Origin of the sequence: Serratia fonticola, from assembly GCF_001006005.1 — a bacterium.
Lineage (GTDB): Bacteria > Pseudomonadota > Gammaproteobacteria > Enterobacterales > Enterobacteriaceae > Chania > Chania fonticola.
Genome location: NZ_CP011254.1, coordinates 826,808 through 843,000 on the forward strand (window position 1 = coordinate 826,808; position 16,193 = coordinate 843,000).

A 16,193-nucleotide genomic window follows, 5' to 3' on the forward strand; every position below is an offset into this window, starting at 1 on the left:
ACGGGTCAATAAACGGGGATTCATGGCGCAGCTCCTGCAGCAGGTTCAATGATGACATTCGATGCCAGTACGCCGGTAGCCGGTTGTAGGCGGTTCAAATGCCGTTTGACGATAGCTTGATAGGTCCGGGCAGGCTGACCGCCTGCCGGATGGTGATAACACCCGGCTGCCGTTATCCAGCTCCCCGGCTTGTTGTCGTAACAGGCCCGCAGAATACGGGCCGCCACATGCAGATTGGTGTACGGATCAAAAGCCTCCCAGGCAGAGCGAAAATGGTGACCGTTCCAACCCAGGTTTACCTGGGCAATTCCGACATCGATGCGCTTCAGTGAATGGCTGCGCATAAACCCCAGCAAGGCCTGGTAGGCTTCCTGTCGAGTCGCATAGCGATACCCCGTTCCTGCTACGTTAATGGTCCACGGCCAGGGACGAACGCCGTGAGGAAGTTTTCTGGACGACTCCGTAAGGGCAAGACTGTACAACGCCTCGGCGGGCACCCGCTCTTGTACCGCCACCTGGTAATAGCCTGACGGTATTTGTTGAGAAGATACGGCTGCCAGGCTGCCCGTACTGCACAAGAGCAGCGCCAGCGCACTCAATACGCGGTAACTTGCCATCCGTTTTCCCCCTGCTGCAGTACCACCGGCATACGTCCCTGGCCGAACTTGATCCACTGCCCCCGGTCATGATTGAGCGTCAGCGTTTTTGCCTTCACACGCTCAACTGGGATAGCCAGTTTTCGCGCCCAGTCCCGCACTGCCTCGTCTTTCCCACCACTCCCCACCAGATAGATATCCAGCGGGCGTTGGGTCGCCAACAGCGAAGCGACCTTGGTTTCACAAGGAACCCCGCAGTCCGACCGGACAAACAACGCCAGTCGCCCGTTGCCCTGCCTGGCATCCCCAGCAGATTGCACCGGTAGGATACCGGGATAAACACGCACCCAGGCGGCATTCACTTCACGCTGGAATGCCAGTTCGGCCTCCACCCGTTGAAAGTCTTGCTTAACCGACAGGTCGGCGTAATGGCGGCGCTCTTCTTCCGTCCGCGCCTCGATACCCAGCGTGGTGATCGGATCTAAGCCAGGCGATAAAATCCCCCGCCGTCCTTTACTCAACTGCTGATAACGTTGCCATTCCTCGGTTGTCAGCCCCCATTCCTGCGCACTTTTTTTCGACTGCTCTTCCTCCAGAGCCTGCAGGGTGGTACTGACACTGGCGGTGTTTCCCAGTTGGGATTGCTCGGTTTGCAATGCGGCTGTTGCCGGGAAAAGCGGGGTCATACCCAGGCCCAATACCAGCGCGATTGATGTCAATTTCATCCTGAACCTCCTTTATTGAACGGTCAGCGTCTGCGTCCGGCCTGCGACGCTGAACTGGGCCTGATTGCACCCGGCAGACAACAGTGTCCAGCCCTGGACGGTTTCGCCGGTTTCAACCAGTCGGATATCAGCCAGATTGAACGCCTGCAGCGGAGCCACGGCGACCAACACCGTACCTCCCCGCCGCTCGATACTGGTCAGGCGAAAAGGTGCTGTCACCGCCCGAACGCTGGTGCTGCGGGTTGCTGTTTTTTTGACTGCTGAAGGAGTTGATCCTGGAATGGTGGCAGAGGGAACTGAAGGGGTTTGCGCGACATTGGCACGTTGCTCCAGAGTAGCAACACGCGTCTGCAGGAGTGCCATCGTGGCCTGCACACCCTGCAGCGAATCTGACGACACCGGCTGGCTGACTTTTGTCTCAAGTGTACGAACCTGCTGCGCCAACTGCTCAAACGCCGGTTTATCCACCGCCGGTGCCGCCTTCATCGTATACAGTGAGGCTGACAGCGTTTTCAACGTCTCGTTATTGCTGATGACCTGCTCGTTTAGCTTGTCCAACTCCTGCTGCACCGCATCCCGGCCCGGCACTTGCCCCAGCGCCATCTGCAGCGAAGCTATCTCAGCCGACTGACTCATCACCTTGATCCCCACACCGGTGACAGACAGCACCAGGAGCGTAAAGGCGCTGTAGCGCAACAGCTGCATCACCTTGCCTGGACGCACAGACTCGCTATCCCAGCTCTTTCCTTTCAACTCAATCATTTCAGCATCCTTTGCCGGGTGGGGGCCGGGGTGGGCTGAGGGGGCACTGCCGGGGTGACGGTCTGCAATACAGGCGGTTGCAGAAAGGTGCTGCTGACGATAGGCGCAGGTGTCGGCTCTGCCGGCAAGCGGAATCCTTCACGCAGTGAATGACAAACCACGCGTTGCACCGAATCCACGTCCAACTGCCAGGCTGGACCGGCTAGGATTTGCAGGGCTTCAACCAAGCGGATTGGCCCCAGTTGATACTGCACGCCGGGTAAGGTCTGGCTGTAGAGCACGCGATTGGCTGAGGTAATACTGCACAGGCTGAAGCCTGACTGGCGCAGTGCATAGCGCATTGCATCCGCTACCGTTGGCGTCACTGACGCCGGGATGCGGATATCAATTACCTGCTCAAGCGGAGCTCGTTGTGCCAATGTAGGCGAGGTACTGACCAACAGATAGCGGTCGTAGCGAACCACCTCTAACGGGGTAGCAAACACATCGTGCTGTGCAGATTGTACGTTGCTGGACAGGGTGACACCGACCACCGGAGAAACAGGGTCGCGCTGCAGGCTTTTTGGCGATTTTGCACACCCGCTCAGAACCGCAGCGGCCAGTAGACAAAGGGAAAAAGCATAGTGTGGTTTCATGAATATCCTCAGTAAACAGTCAAAAAGACGTGCTCACTGTGCGAATCTTCATGTCATCCCTCAACGAACAACTCATTTCCCGAAAATAAAAAAACGCCAGAGAAACTCTGGCGCAAAAGGATGGTGCTACATGGACAAACTAAAATGTATTGTCTGGGTATTGTTTTTTTGTGGTACTGGCCGGAGCCTCTGGTGTTGGTACTGCTTTTGTTGCTTTGTAAACCATTTCCTGCCCGACCTTAATCCAGCTGATCTTGATCAATCTGGCTTTCAAAGTAGGCCGAGGTTCACCTGCGTGTTCACCTTTAGTGAGCGTAAATACATCCGCTGTCAGATTACTGAGCTTAAAGCCTACCAGCACTTTCTTCTCTTCATCGACGGATTTCTGACAACGCCGGATAAGACTACTGGCCTCTTTGCCGGAAATTGTCACATCGAATCGCGTGTAATCAGGTTTCTCAGTTGAGCCGTGCAAGGCATTGATCACGCAAGTCTGGAATGAGCCATTGGCCGTAGTGATCTCACGGATATTGCTGAGATACCCCATACCATCAACATGCAGATTGAAATAGCCGGTCTGATTGTGGGTAACAGTAGATTGGGTCGCTTGAGACATGGTGTTTCTCCATGGGAATAAATCGATATGCAGAGAAACATCCCCAACGGGATTTTCCCGCAGGGTATCAGCATGAAGACGCTGACTGTCTGTTGAGTTGGGTAAGATCAACCTTCATCGCAGTGATTGCGATCCCCGCTTTCAAAGGTTCAGGGGGGTTACCGCTATAAAGCGCGACCTCTCAGGTTAGGGTCACTTTGGCTTGTGATTGCCCGAGGGCGTCCTTCTCAAATCACCAGGACATTGGCTGTTGTCAGAAACAACGAGTAAGCCCAATCATTATTTAAATGAACTAAAAAAGAAGTCAACACTTTACCAAATCAATTAGGCTTTACATTTATTCGCCCAATAAATTGGTTCCGGGGGAGGGAGGACAATAGAGCTCCATTTCCCAGTCCTCAAGCGGCGGCATGACTTGGAAGGATGGCTCGCAATAAGACTTCAGGTAATCAGTCGCTCTTTTTTGGGCATACGTGAAATTTAGCACATTGCCTTCATCATCAATCTCTATTACATTCGCAAATATTGCGAAGACCATCTCAATTGCACTCGGTTCTGTTCCATATAAATCGAGGTAATCCACATCTTTAAGCATGTAATGCGTTCCACTTGCCATGAAGTACGCAAACGTTCTCAAAGCCCCACTGAAATCATGACTTAACTTCATACAAACACTCCCTATACCACATAAAAAAACGGGAACAGTATCTTCCCGACACGTTCCCGCCATGCCTGCACCACAGGCTGTTGTAAATTATACATCTACTCAGAGGCCGAGCCTTCGAACCCGACGCATTTTTCACTGAGACTTTGCGTCTTATACATCCATTCCCCAGGTAAAAAGAATGATGTCTATTACTGGTGACCGCAGTAATCACGGGGTGCTTCAGAAGCCACGGAAAAATAGCAAACTCCCCGCACCGAGTGCAATGAATTATTAGTTTTACCTCAACACACTTTCTTTTTCGGGAAACCTCGCCGCTTGTTCCGTTGAGGGTGACTCACTATCCCGCTACAGTCTGGATAACGCAGACATCCCCAAAAGCTCCCTGATTTTCCTGTACGCTGCAAAGTTACACCACCACACACAGGACACGGCGGCGAAGGGGGGACGGTGATGCTGACCGCCTGATGACGCCCTTTCTCGACCAACTGTGCTGTCCAGGCTGACTGCTTAGCCATAAATTCATCCAGTGACATCTTTCCTGCGGCGATATCATCCAGCGCCTGCTCCCAAAGGGCGGTCATACCCGGATCTTTCAACGGCATTGGCAACACATCCATCAGTTCACCGGCAACTACGGCTGCACGCAGAGATTTACCCTTTTTCACGATAAATCCACGAGCCAGCAAGGTTTCGATGACACCGGCCCGAGTCGCCTCCGTCCCCAGCCCTGCGTTCTCTTTCAGGATTTTCTTCAGCCGGGGATCGGTCACAAACTGCGCCGCATTTTTCATCGCCGCAACCAGGGTACCCTCCGTATAATGCTCCGGTGGTTTGGTTTGCTGGGGCTTCATGGCTGCCCCCGTCACCCGACACTCCAATCCCTTCTGTAGAGGAGGAAGTTGCGCATTATCGGTATCATCTTGCGCCTCATCGCCCTCCGGCTCTTTCTCAAACAGGATTTTCCAGCCTGGCACCACCACCACATTACCACGGGATTTAAACAGTTGACCGCCGAAAAGCAATGACACACGGGTTGCATCCTGTTCATAAACCGGCAGAAACTGCGCCAGATAGTGCTGTCTGATCACTTGGTAGACCTGACGCTCTACCTCACTCATTTTACCGAGATCACACTGCTGTTTGGTGGGGATAATACCGTGGTGAGCAGTGATCTTCTTATCGTTCCAGGCGCGGGAAACAAAATCTGGCTGCAATCGTGCCAACATTGTCGATAGCGCAGGGTCACTTCTTACCAGGGCAGAAAAAACGGCAGGCACTTCAGACAACATCGAGATCGGCAGAAACCCGCAGTCTGTACGCGGGTAAGTTGTCGCTTTATGGGTTTCATACAGCGCCTGGGCAATATCCAGCACCTGCTGAGCACCGAGCCCCCAGCGCTTTGAGCACTGCTGCTGCAACGTCCCCAGATCAAACGGGAGCGGTGCCGAAACGGTTTCACGTTTGGTCTCTATCTCGGTGACCGAGGCAACACCCGTTTGCTGACAGAGCTGGGCAACCTGCTGTGCAACCCCTTGCTGAATACAGCGCTTTTCCTCATCGCAGTACGTTGCCGCTGGCACCCACTGCGCGTGGAAAGCCTGTTGATTAGACGCCAGCGCCAACGCGACCACAAAAAAGGGCTTTGGCACAAAACCCGCGATGTGCCGGTCGCGCTCAACAACAAGATTGAGTGTCGGTGTCTGTACCCGCCCGACAGAAAGCACATTACCGTAACCGCTATCACGGGCCTTGACCGTATACAGTCGGGTCAAATTCATGCCGATCTGCCAGTCAGCACGCGAACGGGCAAGCCCCGCAAGATAGTAAGGATAGGTTTCATGTCCCGGTTTTATCGCGGCCAGTGCAGCTCGAATACTGGTCTCATCGAGCGCCGAAAGCCAAAGCCGTTCGATGTTACCCTGATAGCCACAATAATCGAGGATTTCACGGGCAATCACTTCACCTTCACGATCGGCATCTGTCGCAATCACAACACCATCCGCCTTGAGTAACAGTTTTCGGATCACTTCAAACTGCGCTTTGGATTCGGGTTTGACCTGCATTCTCCATTGCGTGGGCAACACCGGCAACACCTCTGCACGCCACGGTTTACCAAACTGTTCGCCGTACACATCGGGGCTGGCTTGCTCCAGCAGATGCCCAAACCCCCAGGTTACCGTTACCCCTGCACCCGACAGATAACCGCCCTTCTTCTCCGTTGCGCCCAGTACGGCGGCAATATCCCGTCCCTGGCTGGGTTTTTCACACAAAAAGAGTTTCATTCCATTCTCCATGAAAGCGAACCCGCCAGATTCAGCATGCACAACGCCCTACCCAAAAGGGCATGGCAATAAAAATGACAGGTGAAAAAAGAAAACTCGGTGATGGCCCAGCCGGACCATCACAGGATGCAGACACTGTTAGCGGATTTTACCTTCCGCGACCTGTTTTACTTCGGCAAACAGTTTGCCGGTATAAGCCTCAGTGACATGTGAGGCTTCACTGGAGCGGAACGTGATATACATACGACTCCCCGCACCATTTTTCTCAAGCTCAATCAGGATATTGTCCTCAATCCCCTCATCTGCGCCCCAATCCCTGCCCATCTTATAGTAAGCACCAGGTTGCGCATCCCAGGCATACCCCCCCTGAGTAATCGCTGCCGCCTTCATACTGCCTTCCAAGCCCTGCCCCTTAAGGGTGTTCACGGCATCACTGGAGGTGAAATTGTAATACCTCTTTACCCTTGCCGCCGCCGTATCGACGTCAACCGGAACTGCGAGTTCCCGAATGGTTTGTTTATCAACAATCGGTGAATTCTTGGACAACGTAGGCAAACCACTATTCTCATTGCTGTCCGTTTTCTTACCCAGTGAAAGTAAGCTGTAGCTCATATCACTGACTTTCTTGTTCAACTCGGCAACATCGCTCCCTGCACACCCCCCAATAAAATGGCAGATAGCACCACACCAGCGGTATTATAAAAGTGACTTTGACCCATTCCTTTCATTCTTATCTCCTTGTTTATCAATGTCTCCCTCTCCCTTATGATCCCTGGATTTATGCCGCAATCGATTATTTAGTAAGCGGAGACTCTCAGCATTTACTGCTGGTGAGAAACGAGAGCGTTTTTTACCTAATAGCACCCCACGATCTACATCACCAAAATACTGCTGCGCCAGGTGTGTGATCTCAGCCTTCATGGCAATATCTCTACGGCTGACAGGGAATGATTTGTAATTCTGAGCTGCCGAAAATATTTTTCGAATTTGGTATCCACCCTGTCGCAACTGATAGTCACGATGCTGCAGAGAGATAAACCCGTAATGATGAGCCTGGAATAACTTCAGCGCCAGTTGGTCAAAGCCGACAAGAAGGTAAACGCAACGATACCCTAGAGGAGTATGGCTATGAACCCCGATGTTCAGGGGAATATCGGATACCGTTTTGGATAATGTAATACCAGGAAATTGCTGACTCATATGACAATCAGCTTCGGTTAGAAATTTCTGAATATTCAGATGAGCATCATCAATCAATTTCTCTAGTTGATACATTACAGCATCCGCATAGGGGTTATCGGCAAGAGAATCTCGGTTGATATTAGATACCAGGCGGAAAAATTGTGACATCCCGATAATTTTACCTTTCCTCTCGCTCTTCCCTCTACCTTCCCACGTACTGATGGCGTAGAAGGTATGCAAATCAATCCTCAGCTCTGAATGTAGTGAGCCTACTTTCTTACCATCCTTTCTCTCTGCATTATCAGTCATAACAGCCTCTATTGATAGTTGACGCAGAGTGAGATAGTCAAAGATCTGCGCCCGCTCCAACAACGAGAAAGTATTTTCCCAACCGTTACAATTCTTTTTACATCTACTTCGCCCGCAACACTGTATGATTTTTAGCCACTGTTGCGCCCCGCAACACTGTATGATTTTTAATCACCGCTGTACCTCGCAACGAGCGGCGCGTATTTCTACCATCACCCGAGCAATGCTTTCCGCTGATGCTCTCTGGCTTTTCCCTTGACCCTGGGCTTGAAACCTAACAGGTTCTACAGGCTGTATTTTTGGCTGCTGCACTCGTTTAGCCACACCAGCGGTCGAATTGAATTGTCCATTCCTAGCCCGTTTTAACGTGGCAAGCAGGTAAGCAATAACATTTTTGATCTCACCAGTACCGACACGATCCGCAACCTCATCCAAGATCTGCTGCCCTAACTCCGGCAACACCTGCAGTTGCTGCTCCACGTTATCCCGGTCAAACGTAGTCAGATTTTCAATCAGCACTGACGGCCAGATAAGCCGATTGTCGTTTTTTCCTGATGCCCCTACGTATGTATCTTTTACACCCTGTGTAAAACTACGTACGTAACAGTTCGGATTCCGAACTCTGTCATAACCCATTGTTTCTAGACTGAGTTCGGTTTCCGAACTCGGTAAAACAGTCCCTCCATTGGTACTGAGTTCGGTTTCCGAACCCGGTGATCTTTGGGGGAGGGAAGGCATTTTTTGACTGAGTTCGGAAACCGAACCCGGCGAAGAAGCCTGCTGCCGCAAGGCCAAATTCTGGGGGGATTGTGGCGAAGACAAGCGGGCCTCGATTAACGCAATACGCGAGTGGCGGTGACGCATGGACGTATCCTGCTTGATCTCGCTCAACACGGACAGCGCCGTTAACCGGATAGTTTTATTACCGTGCTGGCAGGCCTGCGCCACCGCATCCAGCCAGCCCGGATCAAAATGCTCAGCATCACATAATCCCAACGGTTCATCATGCTGTGCATAGATGTTGCCACGAACACGGCCACCGTCATCTCTAACGCGCTTGCACAAACTGAGCCAGCCCGTGAGCCGTAACATAAGCAAAGCACGACTGACTGTTTCTCGGGAGGCTTTACCTGAATGGGGAGAGGCGAGTTGGAACTGCAGTTCTTCATAGGTTGGGAACACAGCACCGTCATTCTGCTGCGCATAGAGACGGATCATCACCCAGGCGGTTTTATCCAATGGCGATAGACGATTATCCATATAAAGCTGCCGGGGAATGGCATCATGCACATTCCCCAGATAGAGCAAACCACTTTGTTCATTTGTCACAGCACCAGACTGTGCCTTTTGCACAATCCGGGCTGTCATCTTGCTTAATGTATGTTGTATGACACTGTCTACTGCCAAGGCCATCAACCCACTCTCCGCTGTTGCTCAACCCAGCCTTTTACCAGCGTCCACACAGACGTTAAGGCAATATCTTGTTGTTCAGCAATCAACATCATGACTTCCAGCGCTTCCAGCGAATCCAAATTGTCTATCTTGGCAGCACGCCACTGCTCCCAAATCGATACTTCTTCAGCTTCGGCAGGCGTTTGATTACGACCCTGCCGGGTGGGTATCCCAGCAAGGCGACGACGGGTACTGACCTCTGCCGCCGTCAACCCGAAATAGTACTGCGTCATTTCTATCGACCCGCCAAGAGCCAAAGCACGGTCTATTCGCTGTACCCGTACCTGCTCCTGCCGGGCCTGTGCCAACATCATGTTGAGATTAGTGTGATTGATATGGAACGTCAGTATTGAGACTGAAGAATTAACCAGGTAATGCAAATCTTCAACCGTCAGTTGGTTCAGTTCCTGGATCTCCTCCAGCGTCAACCCCATCGCTTCGCAACGCCGGATATTGCCTGACTTCAGTTCCATCAAGACTTGAGTCAACAGCACATTTGTCGTCATACCGGTTTGCGGATTCATAAGTAGTTCCCTCCCAAAAGCATCCCTAAATCAATCACCCACGCCACAATACAGAGCATGACCAGCGTGATACCTGATCTATCCTTATTCATAGGGCACCTCAGGTTTACACGTCAGTTTTCCTTGATCTGCGCCATCGACACCGTGATACAACCGAGCATTTTTCCCGGCGACGAAACCGTTTCCTCTGGCAATATCAGCCCCGCGACATTCCCTGGCCTCCCGAAGTTTGGTCTGATCTAACGACAAAGATTCAAGGTAATGCGCCATAATCTGGCCTTCCTGCTGAGAGGGACCAAAATCAACGACGACACGGCGAACTCCTTCAACCCACCCCTCGCGAAATTGGTCGGCACGAGCACGGCGAGTTGCCAGTTTAAGACGCTTGCTTTGTGTCTTAAGGTAGGCAATTGTTGCCATTTTCAGTTGGCGGGAAAGGACATCAAACGAATACGCAGCCACTGCTGGACGCTCACCAAAACCGCAGAACACCACGACACGATGGTTATCGCCAGACCATGCTTGCTGCCAGCTATAATAAGCACGACAACCAAATACCCGATTCATGAGCCAGACCAGGCTGTTCATCCACTGAGGGACTTTCACCGCATCGGACGGGGCTCCCTGCGTCTGAGACTCCTGCACCAAAGAAGACTCAGCATCCCGTTCACTGATACCATATTTTTGCATCAACTTTCGAGCACGGGATAAGGCCTGCCCGGCCTCATGGGCATTACTGTTACTTTTAGCTAACGCCAGCAGTTTACGAATTAACTTCACCAGGCGAACCTGACGCTGTGATTGACTCATCCTTGACCCTCCCCATCCTGTGACTGGCGTTGGATCTCACGCAAACGCCGTATCACGCGAATTAACCGTAAAAACTTGACCACCTGAATATCATCCAGCAACGGCCAATCAGCCGGTTGCTCCGCACCGATTAATATGTTCGCCAGTTCAGTAGCAGACAGGGAAACGGCAGCATCACCTGATAGCCCTGCCAGCAATCGTGTTATCGGGGAAGCCTGGTGAGTATTCACCCGTAGGCGATACCCCGCCGAACCAGGCAAGTTGTCTTCACACAGCTCCTGCTCAGCTTCAAGCACTTCAGCCAGTTCAAACGCCAGACGAAAAGCCGCGTCCTGCAAATGCTCAATATCGTCCTGCAGGGCAGAAATGTGCCAGATATCGGTCACCGGCTCCAAGCCCGTATTGGCGAATGAAACCGAAGAGTCCGAGATGGCGCTTTCCGACACGGGAGACGGGTTATTATTTTGCTGCTCTTGCAATACACCGCCCGTTGAGGCAGAGGATGGGAAGGCCACCGGTAGCGTTGACTCCCTGGGCTTATCAGGCAGTCCATACAAATCAAGCTGTTCCTCTTCCTTATGCTCTTCCTTATGCTGCTCACCAGGATCGATATCTGGTACTGGCTGGCTATGTTGTGTCGGGATCTTGTCTTTAATCTGACGATCATCAGAGGGAGAGACCGCAAGTGAAGACCTTGGCGCAACAATGGGTGTAGCCCACTCATCTTTTTCTTCGATGCCTTTATCTGCATTGATAATATGTTGTGGTAAAGGCACGGGTTCACCAAACAGTTTCCGGCGATTCTGTTCTTTCGGGTCAAGTTCAATCAACCAGCGATCATAAGTGATCTCCGAGCTGGGTATTGCCTGGAGTAATGCCGCGATCAACTCGTCTTTGAACGTTTCCAGGGCATAATGATCTGGATCATCCAGATTGCGACAAACCTCACTAAACACCTCATCAAACGTTTTACCCACATCAGTATTTACACTGAACTCCCCCCAGGCCTTTTCTGCCGCCATACGGAGATTTATAAGGGGAAGAGTTTGGGTACGACTTAATCCAGACTCCAAAACCTTCGGAAGATAGGGGTACAGTTGCTTTATGACATACTCCATTCGGCTTATAGTGGAGTAATGTATCGGATACCCTTCAGATTTGAGCAGCTCTGCGAGTTCCCTCTGGCTAACCTCACGCCCTAATAGTTCCTCCTGAATGTTTCTGGCATTGGCTACACCAAACGATTTTTCAATAAAAGACAGGTCTCCTCGAACATCATTTTCAGCTAAATGCCCAATGAGACACTTCAACCGCCCCGGCCAGGGCTTGAAAATGCACTGAATTCGAAGAAAACGCTGATCGCGAGTTTCTTCCCATAGTTCATTCAAAATTGCGTAGCGTGTATTCCCTCCATCACTGAAGATATACACATCTTCGGCGCTGTCTGGGTTCTTCGTCACTTTTGGCACTGAATCCAATCCACGCGCCAGGATCGATGCTTTAATATCGTCATATTTGGGATTGCGAGTGGTACGCGGGTTATCCGGGTTGGGCCGTAATTGATCCAGCGTTAATACCATTGGCATCTCACTGACCGGCAATACGGCCACGGCATTGGACGTTGGTGAACGTCCCCGTTGCAACAACTGCTCACTCAAGGTCTGCACTTTTTTAGAAGTCATAGCGGCCTCCCGAGAAATCTTCAAATCGGGTTATTTCAGCCTGATACTTCACTTTTATTGTGCCAATAGGACCATTGCGCTGCTTGCCAATAATCAGCTCGGCAATGCCCTTATCTGGAGTATGCTCGTCGTAAACTTCATCACGGTAGATAAACACGATCATATCGGCATCTTGCTCTAGAGCGCCGGAATCCCGAAGATCACCATTATTGGGTCGTTTATCCATCCGATTCTCAAGGGCACGGTTAAGCTGTGAAAGGGCTACCACCGGGCAACCAATCTCTTTCGCCAACGCCTTCAAGGAACGCGAAATCTCGGCAATTTCCTGTGTCCGATTTTCCTGACCAGGGCAACGCATCAACTGCAGATAGTCCAACAGGATTAACGACGGTTTCCCGTATTTTCGAACGTTTTTACGAACCCGAGAACGCAGCATTGACGGTGTCATAAAGCTGTCGTCATCAATGAATAAACGATCTTTCCACTCCAGCAGAATTTTATGCGCCTCCCCCACCCTGGCCCATTCCTCATCGCCCATATTGCCGCTACGTAAATTCTGTAAAGGGATACGCCCCAGCATGGCAATAAACCGTGATAAAAGTTGGTCGATGGGCATTTCCAGGCTGTAGATTTGCACCGGCTTATCTTTCCGGGTCTCCAGGGCACCCTCACATAAACTCAAAGCTAGTGCGGTCTTACCCATTGAGGGACGTGCCGCCAACAGGATCAGATCACTGTCCTGCAGCCCGCTAGTCATCCCGTTAAGTTGCTCAAAAGGCGTAGGGGTACCAGTGATCAGGTCCTCACTGCTACAACGCAACTCCAGACGGTCAAGATAGGTCTCCAGCGATGATATGAGATCAAACGGCTTGCCGGACGCCTGCAGACCGGCGATATCAAAGAGACGTTGTTCTGCCTGTGCCAGTAGTTCATCCACATCTGTACGAGCATCTTCAGCCTGCCCGGCAAGATCATGCCCTAGCGCTAACAACTGGCGCTTCTGTTTGCTGGTAGAGACATACTGCGCATAGGCCACAATATTGGCCGCACTGGGGGTGTTTTTGGACAACTCGGCCAGGTAGGCAAAGCCACCGGCGATATCAAGTTGCCCACCCCGCTCAAGCTCCTCTGAAACAGTGATGAGATCGATAGGCATATTGCGGCCAAGTAACGCCTGCATAACGGCAAAAATCTTCTGATGAGGCGGAGAGAAAAAGCTGTCTGCCGTCAAGATGGGGGCAATTTCATCCCAACGATCATTTTCCAGCATTAACCCGCCAAGTACTGATTGTTCAGCCTCTAATGAATGCGGTAGAACCCGCCGTTGTTCAGTGTTACGCATGGCAAGTATCCTCACTCTGAACCTCGCGCAACGCGCATTCCAGAACCTCACGGAGTTGGGAAGAAGCGACCAGGATCAGGGGTTCCTGATCATAATTCGCGCCAGACTCCAGCAACGGAAGCCCAATCGGTGTTTGCGGACCTACAGCCATATCACGAAGTTCTGATTCACTCCAAAGATTGCAGAAATCGATAAAACCCCGCGCCAGCCCCCATTCATCGGCTAGACGCTCATAAATCCGGCTTTTTGCCGTTTCGTAATCAGGTGCGTCAACGAACACATGAACCTCATCGTGTCCCTTATAGGTATCAGTGGAATAAGCGACGGCACGCCAAATTTGATTGCGATTCATACGCGAACCTCCCGAGCAAGAACATCATCAAACAAGGGTTTCCACTCTGGGAAGAGCTCACAGGCCAGATCACATATAGACTGTGCTGCAGGCGGGGCTTTACGATCTGTTTGATATTCCAACCTATGAGCAGGTTGAGACAGGCTGTGCCCCAGCTTATAAACCTCTAAATCGTAGATCTGCGTTGCCAACATACTGACTGGGATATCAGCGGCACTGTATGAGCTTTCGTTAATGATCTGTGTTATCGCTGCCAGCGCTTTTCTTGCCAGAACCGTGTAGTCCATGCAGTTCACCAGGATTTTCACCGGGGGCAATGCGATACCAAAGTCTTTATAAGGCAGCAACCCTTCCATCAGCGGGATAGTACCGCGTAAAAACTCACGCACATCAGGTACCACCGGCTTGATCATGGCTAGCGCCGTATGGTTCGTTGCCAGCATGACCAGCTCCAACATGATGGATCGGGCACCCTGTGAATCGATTATTATCACGTCATAATCGGTAAACAGAGGGTGTTGCAGTAAATTACGCAGGCGAAAACGACCATCCGGCGCGTGCATCATGGCCGTTTTAAGCTGTTCGTGGGGATCGTTTGAAATGATCAGATCGAGGTTGACAATGCTGGTATGAGAAATAAGCTGTTGAGGTTGGTTGAGATCCGCCGTCTGCATTAACAATTCATATAGGCCGCAGGGGGCTTCATACTGCAGGTGATAATAACTGGAGGCTGTCGGTTGAGCGTAGTCACCGTCGATCAACAGAGTCTTGAGACCGGCATCTGCACAGAAACCGCTGAGATTAGCTGCGTGGGTGGATTTTCCTTCCCCACCTTTGGTGGAAATGATTGAAATTACATGCATATTTATTACCCGAATTTATCATTCGAGTAATAGTAAAAACTGGTAAAACGTTAACCACATCCTACACGGGGATTGAAAATCCCCGTGTCCTTGGTTCGATTCCGAGTCCGGGCACCATCATTTAGAAGAACCCGCCTATGGCGGGTTTTTTGCTTTCTGAGTGTGGACTCTTCATCGAACTACGTTCGGTTATGAGCTACATCCCTGTAGCTCCCCGTTGCGGGTCAACGCATAGCATTGTTAAATCTGTTCCAGACGGATTTTTCGGAGTCTAGACCCCCTTTCCGGTTTCTATCATTGAGATAGATATCTTCGAAAGCCATCACAAAACGAACGAATCCATCGTATTACCAGTATCATATAACTCCTTCCCCAACTGGGTTAAAAGCTCAACCAAAGCACTCTGTATAAATAACGGAAAGCCCTATTTCCCAAAGTGTTTTGATAAACAGGTGCAGGAATAAATCGTTTCGTATCTTGTTATAATTCAACCCCAGAGAGACGACTTCACCGAGAGTCCATTCGCGCTTGGAGTTCCTCTCTACTACCATCATAACGACAGTCAGGTAATTCCTTATTCACCGGCGACTAATTTAACCTTGCACCCTATTGCGAAGCATCACCAGGACCCAATTTTGCGACACACGGCGTCCACTATGTCAACCACGACGTACCACCCCCATCGTCCGTGCCCCCCATCTATTCATGCAGGATAGCCCGTTAAGTCCGGACCATACCGCGCAGTCTCATACCAGGCGTGGGCGTGGTCCCGCTCTCACCTGATATCCCCTCGACGAAAATAGAAGTACGAAATAACCACTTCAGCCCCGCCGTAGTCCATCCTCCACCCGTTTCGTCCGCCCACTACCCCCCCCAGGGCGGCCCGTCGCCGTGGCCGTGCTACCGTCCCGGTAATTAACTAATACGGTGAGACTTGCACCACTACGGCACGACTATATGTCCCCGCGACAGCTTTTACCGCTCTCAGTGAGGAGGTCGCACGGAATATACCGCCTTCGCTTATATCAAAGGATAGGTCCGTGGTTAACCCAGGAGCGATCGTCACCTTAGACCCCCCGACGACAGAGAGCACGGGTTTCGGTCCACACTTAACGCCACCCGTTACCGTTTTCATATCAACCATGTCAGTAGGAATAATCCCGTGGTCGATTTCCCCGGGCAGCAGGATTTCACAGGGAACGTCCGGCGGAACGAATTTTTGGCAAAAAGTGCTTCCGGAATTCGCTGCAGTGTCGGCACTTATTAAACCATGGATAGTATGCAACTCATAAGCCACGTTTAACCAATCTTGGGCTATAACAAGGCACTCCCCACCGGGCCCAGCCCCGTGGTGGTACCCCCACGTTGTAGACCGGGGCGCACACGTCGACGCG

The 16,193-nt window shown here is 51.4% G+C and carries 16 protein-coding genes; all 16 read right to left on the minus strand.

The features are described 5' to 3' along the window. Nucleotides 1–20: 20 nt before the first annotated feature. Nucleotides 21–617 carry a transglycosylase SLT domain-containing protein gene (locus WN53_RS03590; RefSeq protein WP_024483841.1) on the minus strand — a complete coding sequence of 199 codons (597 nt, stop codon included), beginning with the start codon at nt 615–617 and terminating at the stop codon, nt 21–23. Beyond that, a complete protein-coding gene (locus WN53_RS03595; RefSeq protein ID WP_037411602.1) occupies nt 596–1,321 on the minus strand; it encodes a TIGR03759 family integrating conjugative element protein in 726 nt (241 codons plus the stop codon). Before WN53_RS03595 ends, WN53_RS03590 begins: the two co-directional genes overlap by 22 nt. 12 nt (nt 1,322–1,333) lie before the next feature. Then, nucleotides 1,334–2,083 (minus strand): hypothetical protein, encoded by a 750-nt coding sequence (locus WN53_RS26725; RefSeq protein ID WP_024483843.1) that lies wholly within the window; start codon nt 2,081–2,083, stop codon nt 1,334–1,336. Beyond that, nucleotides 2,080–2,718 carry a PFGI-1 class ICE element type IV pilus protein PilL2 gene (pilL2, locus tag WN53_RS03605; RefSeq protein ID WP_024483844.1) on the minus strand — a complete coding sequence of 213 codons (639 nt, stop codon included), beginning with the start codon at nt 2,716–2,718 and terminating at the stop codon, nt 2,080–2,082. Before pilL2 ends, WN53_RS26725 begins: the two co-directional genes overlap by 4 nt. Nucleotides 2,719–2,857: 139 nt before the next feature. Beyond that, nucleotides 2,858–3,334, minus strand: coding sequence for an STY4534 family ICE replication protein (locus WN53_RS03610; protein WP_024483845.1), 477 nt, complete (start codon nt 3,332–3,334; stop codon nt 2,858–2,860). Nucleotides 3,335–3,671: 337 nt separating this feature from the next. After that, nucleotides 3,672–4,001, minus strand: coding sequence for a DUF7677 family protein (locus WN53_RS03615; protein WP_024483846.1), 330 nt, complete (start codon nt 3,999–4,001; stop codon nt 3,672–3,674). 281 nt (nt 4,002–4,282) lie between these two features. Continuing rightward, complete coding sequence (locus WN53_RS03620) at nt 4,283–6,283, minus strand: DNA topoisomerase III (RefSeq protein WP_024483847.1); 2,001 nt, start codon at nt 6,281–6,283, stop codon at nt 4,283–4,285. A gap of 138 nt (nt 6,284–6,421) precedes the next feature. Further along, nucleotides 6,422–6,916, minus strand: a complete 495-nt coding sequence (locus WN53_RS03625) for a hypothetical protein (protein ID WP_024483848.1) — start codon at nt 6,914–6,916, stop codon at nt 6,422–6,424. A 63-nt stretch (nt 6,917–6,979) separates the two neighbouring features. Continuing rightward, a complete protein-coding gene (locus WN53_RS03630) occupies nt 6,980–7,774 on the minus strand; it encodes a PFL_4669 family integrating conjugative element protein (RefSeq protein WP_024483849.1) in 795 nt (264 codons plus the stop codon). Between the two features lie 171 nt (nt 7,775–7,945). Continuing rightward, the gene (locus WN53_RS03635; RefSeq protein WP_024483850.1) at nt 7,946–9,187 is read right to left on the minus strand and encodes an STY4528 family pathogenicity island replication protein; all 1,242 of its coding nucleotides are present in this window, start codon (nt 9,185–9,187) and stop codon (nt 7,946–7,948) included. Beyond that, on the minus strand, nt 9,187–9,750 hold the full coding sequence (locus tag WN53_RS03640; RefSeq protein ID WP_024483851.1) for a DUF2857 domain-containing protein: 564 nt from the start codon (nt 9,748–9,750) through the stop codon (nt 9,187–9,189). Before WN53_RS03640 ends, WN53_RS03635 begins: the two co-directional genes overlap by 1 nt. An 84-nt stretch (nt 9,751–9,834) precedes the next feature. Beyond that, complete coding sequence (locus WN53_RS03645) at nt 9,835–10,560, minus strand: DUF2786 domain-containing protein (RefSeq protein WP_024483852.1); 726 nt, start codon at nt 10,558–10,560, stop codon at nt 9,835–9,837. Continuing rightward, nucleotides 10,557–12,242, minus strand: coding sequence for a ParB family protein (locus tag WN53_RS03650; RefSeq protein WP_024483853.1), 1,686 nt, complete (start codon nt 12,240–12,242; stop codon nt 10,557–10,559). Before WN53_RS03650 ends, WN53_RS03645 begins: the two co-directional genes overlap by 4 nt. Further along, the gene (gene dnaB-PI / locus WN53_RS03655) at nt 12,232–13,584 is read right to left on the minus strand and encodes an SPI-7-type island replicative DNA helicase (protein ID WP_024483854.1); all 1,353 of its coding nucleotides are present in this window, start codon (nt 13,582–13,584) and stop codon (nt 12,232–12,234) included. Before dnaB-PI ends, WN53_RS03650 begins: the two co-directional genes overlap by 11 nt. Further along, nucleotides 13,577–13,936: a hypothetical protein gene (locus WN53_RS03660; RefSeq protein ID WP_024483855.1), complete on the minus strand. Its 360-nt coding sequence runs from the start codon at nt 13,934–13,936 to the stop codon at nt 13,577–13,579. Before WN53_RS03660 ends, dnaB-PI begins: the two co-directional genes overlap by 8 nt. Further along, nucleotides 13,933–14,799: a ParA family protein gene (locus WN53_RS03665; RefSeq protein ID WP_024483856.1), complete on the minus strand. Its 867-nt coding sequence runs from the start codon at nt 14,797–14,799 to the stop codon at nt 13,933–13,935. Before WN53_RS03665 ends, WN53_RS03660 begins: the two co-directional genes overlap by 4 nt. Nucleotides 14,800–16,193: the final 1,394 nt, after the last annotated feature.

Coding starts and splice junctions, on each gene's coding strand:
- WN53_RS03590 (WP_024483841.1), bottom strand. CDS start 617: ATGGCAAGTTACCGCGTATTGAGTGCGCTGGCGCTGCTCTTGTGCAGT.
- WN53_RS03595 (WP_037411602.1), bottom strand. CDS start 1,321: ATGAAATTGACATCAATCGCGCTGGTATTGGGCCTGGGTATGACCCCG.
- WN53_RS26725 (WP_024483843.1), bottom strand. CDS start 2,083: ATGATTGAGTTGAAAGGAAAGAGCTGGGATAGCGAGTCTGTGCGTCCA.
- pilL2 (WP_024483844.1), bottom strand. CDS start 2,718: ATGAAACCACACTATGCTTTTTCCCTTTGTCTACTGGCCGCTGCGGTT.
- WN53_RS03610 (WP_024483845.1), bottom strand. CDS start 3,334: ATGTCTCAAGCGACCCAATCTACTGTTACCCACAATCAGACCGGCTAT.
- WN53_RS03615 (WP_024483846.1), bottom strand. CDS start 4,001: ATGAAGTTAAGTCATGATTTCAGTGGGGCTTTGAGAACGTTTGCGTAC.
- WN53_RS03620 (WP_024483847.1), bottom strand. CDS start 6,283: ATGAAACTCTTTTTGTGTGAAAAACCCAGCCAGGGACGGGATATTGCC.
- WN53_RS03630 (WP_024483849.1), bottom strand. CDS start 7,774: ATGACTGATAATGCAGAGAGAAAGGATGGTAAGAAAGTAGGCTCACTA.
- WN53_RS03635 (WP_024483850.1), bottom strand. CDS start 9,187: ATGGCCTTGGCAGTAGACAGTGTCATACAACATACATTAAGCAAGATG.
- WN53_RS03640 (WP_024483851.1), bottom strand. CDS start 9,750: ATGAATCCGCAAACCGGTATGACGACAAATGTGCTGTTGACTCAAGTC.
- WN53_RS03645 (WP_024483852.1), bottom strand. CDS start 10,560: ATGAGTCAATCACAGCGTCAGGTTCGCCTGGTGAAGTTAATTCGTAAA.
- WN53_RS03650 (WP_024483853.1), bottom strand. CDS start 12,242: ATGACTTCTAAAAAAGTGCAGACCTTGAGTGAGCAGTTGTTGCAACGG.
- dnaB-PI (WP_024483854.1), bottom strand. CDS start 13,584: ATGCGTAACACTGAACAACGGCGGGTTCTACCGCATTCATTAGAGGCT.
- WN53_RS03660 (WP_024483855.1), bottom strand. CDS start 13,936: ATGAATCGCAATCAAATTTGGCGTGCCGTCGCTTATTCCACTGATACC.
- WN53_RS03665 (WP_024483856.1), bottom strand. CDS start 14,799: ATGCATGTAATTTCAATCATTTCCACCAAAGGTGGGGAAGGAAAATCC.